The following is a 542-nucleotide window of genomic DNA, read 5'->3' as shown; positions in this document are numbered from 1 at the left end:
CACCTACTGCGAACCGAAAATGACCACCGTGGGCTCTCAGGACACCACCGGTCCAATGACCCGTGACGAACTGAAAGACCTGGCGTGCCTGGGCTTCTCCGCTGATCTGGTGATGCAGTCGTTCTGCCACACCGCGGCTTATCCAAAGCCGATCGACGTGACCACCCACCACACCCTGCCTGACTTCATCATGACCCGTGGCGGCGTTTCCCTGCGTCCGGGCGACGGCATCATCCACTCGTGGCTGAACCGCATGCTGCTGCCAGACACCGTCGGTACCGGTGGTGACTCCCACACCCGTTTCCCGATGGGCATTTCGTTCCCGGCCGGTTCCGGCCTGGTAGCGTTCGCCGCTGCCACCGGCGTGATGCCGCTGGACATGCCGGAATCGATCCTGGTGCGCTTCAAAGGCAAAATGCAACCTGGCGTCACCCTGCGTGACCTGGTTCATGCCATTCCTTACTTCGCGATCCAGAAAGGTCTGTTGACCGTCGAGAAGAAAGGCAAGAAAAACGCCTTCTCCGGCCGCATCCTGGAAATCG

General features: G+C 60.7%; 1 protein-coding gene. It reads left to right on the top strand.

What is annotated here, in order from left to right; genetic code table 11:
• The coding region (locus GPL81_RS31025; protein ID WP_246219018.1) for an aconitase family protein at positions 1-542 on the top strand (542 nt) is incomplete at both ends.

Source organism: Pseudomonas izuensis (assembly GCF_009861505.1).
Classification (GTDB): Bacteria; Pseudomonadota; Gammaproteobacteria; order Pseudomonadales; family Pseudomonadaceae; genus Aquipseudomonas; species Aquipseudomonas izuensis.
This window is presented reverse-complemented; position numbering and strand designations above follow the sequence as displayed.